Raw genomic sequence first — 3123 nt, 5'->3', positions numbered from 1 at the left:
GGCTGGCGAGCGCCGGGTAGGGGCGGACGGGCATCCCGGACCGCTGTCGCAGCGGGTGTCGTACGGGGCCGCCGCTCGCCCGCCGCACGGCGCCGGGGACGGTGGCGGCCACGTGCAGGACGCGCACGAGCCCCGTGAGGTGGAAGACGCGCCGCGCCGCCGGGTAGTCGGCGGCGACGCACAGCACGCCGTCCGGCGCCGTACGGGCCGCCGTCCGCAGCAGGATGCGCAGCGCCTGCGGGGTCACCACACGCGACCGCACCCGCACCACGACGATCCGGGCCGGGTGGCGCTCGACGGCCTCGCGCAGGTCCGCCTCGACGGCCGCCTCGTTGTCGAGGTCGACGAGCGTGTCGAAGGGCACGACGAGGAGCGCGGCGGGCGCCCCGGGCGAGGGGGCGGGTGTCCGGGGCGGTGCGGCGGGCGTGTCGGTAGGGCTCACAAAACCTCCTGACCTCACCTTCGAGTGTGCCCCGGGGGCCGGGGGCGGTGCAAAGGGTGCGGGTGGCCGCGGAGGCGGTTCCACGGATGTCTCACTCCCCCTCCGCGCCGCCTCCGTCACCTGTCGTGACGCTCCGCTGCCGCCGTGCCGCGTGCCGCGCCCAGGCGGGGAAGGCGAACCAGCACAGCGCGAACCACGCGGCGATCCCGGCGACGAGCCACAGCGCGGTGCCGTTCGGCGAGACGACGATCCGCAGGATGAGCAGCATCGAGGAGGCCATGGTGGCGAGGAGCAGCGCGAGCCCGACGAGCGTGAGCCACCCCGCCCAGCGGACCGTCTCCGGCTTGAGGCGCTGTCCGGAGAGCAGCCGGTGGAAGGAGACGGGCGCGACCAGCGCGCCGGTGGTCGCGGCGCCCAGCACGACGGTGACGACGTAGATCGTGCGGTCCGTGCCGGAGAGCGTGGTGAAACGTTGCTGGAAGACGACGGTGAGGAGGAAGCCGAAGAGGATCTGTACGCCTGTCTGGGCGACGCGCAGTTCCTGGAGGAGATCGGCCCACTTGCGGTCGGCGCGCTCCTCGCGGGTCTCGCTGCGGCCGGGGGCGGCGGAGGCGTCGTGCGGCTCCCCGGGCTCGTGGGGTCCTGGTGCGGGCGGGGTCATGGCGGTCGTCCTCTCCTCGGGCGGCTCCTCGGGGGCCCGCCCAGGTTCGGGGGCGCGAGGGGGCCGCGTGCGGTGGCGCGCCGGACGGCGCGGCGGACGTACCGGCGCACCGCGGACGTGCCGCGGCCGCCGTGTCCGCCGCTCGGCTCATTGGCGGGTTCCCCGGGACGGGGCCGGGGAACAGGAGGCACATGTCCGAGCGACCCGATCACCGGCAGGCCCCCGTCCTCGAAGCACTGGCCGCGTACCACGCGCGCGGCGAGCTGTCCTTCACCCCACCCGGGCACAAGCAGGCCAGAGGCGCGGACCCCGAGGTACGCCGGCTGCTGGGCGACGCCGCCTTCGCGAGCGACCTCCTCGCCTCCGGCGGACTCGACGAGCGCCGTACGCGGGGGCGGGTCCTGGAGCGGGCCGAGGAGTTGATGGCGGACGCGGTGCACGCCGCGCACACCTTCTTCTCGACGTGCGGGAGTTCCCTCTCGGTCAAGGCGGCGATCCTGTCGGTCGCCGGTCCCCACGAGAAGCTCCTCATCGGCCGCGACGCGCACAAGTCGGTGGTCTCCGGGCTCATCGTCTCGGGGGTGCGGCCCGTGTGGGTCGAGCCGGAGTGGGACCGCGAGCGCCACCTCGCGCACCCGCCCGCGCCCGCCGCGTACGAGGCCGCGTTCGCCGCGCACCCGGACGCGAAGGGCGCGCTCGTCACGAGCCCGACGCCGTACGGCACGACGGCCGACCTGCGCGCGCTCGCGGACCTCTGCCACGCGCGCGGCAAGCCGCTCCTCGTGGACGAGGCGTGGGGAGCGCACCTGCCCTTCCACCCGGAGCTGCCCACGTGGGCGATGGACGCGGGCGCCGACGTGTGCGTGACGAGCATCCACAAGATGGGCAGCGGCCTCGAACAGGGCTCGGTCTTCCACCTCGGCGGAGACTTGATCGACCCGGCGGTCCTCGCCTCGCGCGCCGATCTGCTCGGCACCACGAGCCCGTCCGTCCTGCTGTACGCGGGCATGGACGGCTGGCGGCGGCAAATGATGCTGCACGGACGTGAGTTGCTGGGTGGGGCGCTCGACAGGGCGGCGAAGACACGGGCCGCGATCGACGCGATCGACGGGCTCCGCGTGCACGGGCGCGCGGACTTCTGCGGCCCGGGTCTCGGTCACGACCTGGACCCCCTCCCGGTCGTCATCGACGTCTCGGGGCTCGGTACGAGCGGTTACCGCGCCGCCGACCGGCTGCGCGAACGGCACGGCATCGACGCGCACTTGGCCGACCACCGCCGTATCAGCACCCAACTCACCCACGCCGACGACGAGTCCACGACGGCACTGCTCCTCGCGGCCCTGCGCGCCCTCGTCGCCGAGGCGTCGTCGCTCGGCCCGGGTCCCGAGGTCGTCGTCCCCGCTCCCGAACAACTCCGTCTGGAACAGGTGATGTTGCCGCGCGATGCCTACTTCGGTCCGGTCGAGGACGTGCCCGCCGCCGAGGCGGTGGGCCGGGTCACCGCCGAGATGCTCACTCCTTATCCGCCCGGCATCCCCGCCGCGCTCCCCGGCGAACGCCTCACCGAACCCCTCCTCCACTACCTCCGCACAGGCATCGCGGCGGGCATGAACCTGCCGGACGCGGTGGACACCTCGCTGGGAACGGTGCGGGTGGTGGCGGAGCCGGTGTAGAAGGTGCGGGGCGCGAGGAGCGGATCGCCGCGCCCGCCCCCTGCACCGGCCGCCCGTCCCCTACACCGGTTCCGCGCCCCGCACCGCGTCCGCCTCCTCCTCCCACGCGCCCAGGCCCGCGAGCCGGGCGAGCCGCGCGCCGTAGCCGCCGCTCGCCCGCGGGGTGAGCCGGGCGGAGGTGGCGACGGGGGAGCGGCGGGTGCGCAGGACGCGGTGGCCGCCCGTCTCCAGGGCACGGACGAGGGCGTGGTCCTCGCCGGTGGCGAGGGGCGGGAAGCCGCCGACGCCGAGGTAGGCGTCGGCCCGTACGCCCAGGTTCGCGCCGTGGACGTGCGGGTGCCGCGCGC

The 3123-nt window shown here is 75.3% G+C and carries 3 protein-coding genes and 1 pseudogene; 1 reads left to right on the top strand and 3 read right to left on the bottom strand.

The window, feature by feature from the left end; genetic code table 11:
* Together G3I42_RS32930 and G3I42_RS32925 are read right to left on the bottom strand one after the other, a co-directional pair.
* A partial coding sequence (locus G3I42_RS32930) for a hypothetical protein (RefSeq protein WP_343244729.1) occupies positions 1-442 on the bottom strand: 442 nt, incomplete at its 3' end.
* Between the two features lie 91 nt (positions 443-533).
* A complete protein-coding gene (locus tag G3I42_RS32925; protein WP_164291341.1) occupies positions 534-1103 on the bottom strand; it encodes a DUF6328 family protein in 570 nt (189 codons plus the stop codon).
* A 191-nt stretch (positions 1104-1294) separates the two neighbouring features.
* On the opposite strand from G3I42_RS32925, the gene G3I42_RS32920 reads away from it, so the two are divergent.
* On the top strand, positions 1295-2776 hold the full coding sequence (locus G3I42_RS32920; RefSeq protein ID WP_164291340.1) for an ornithine decarboxylase: 1482 nt from the start codon (positions 1295-1297) through the stop codon (positions 2774-2776).
* Between the two features lie 60 nt (positions 2777-2836).
* Here G3I42_RS32920 and G3I42_RS32915 read toward each other — a convergent pair.
* Positions 2837-3123, bottom strand: a pseudogene (locus G3I42_RS32915) (hypothetical protein); the annotation flags it as partial.

The sequence above is a fragment of the Streptomyces sp. SID11385 genome, assembly GCF_010548245.1.
Taxonomy (GTDB): domain Bacteria; phylum Actinomycetota; class Actinomycetes; order Streptomycetales; family Streptomycetaceae; genus Streptomyces.
This window is presented reverse-complemented; position numbering and strand designations above follow the sequence as displayed.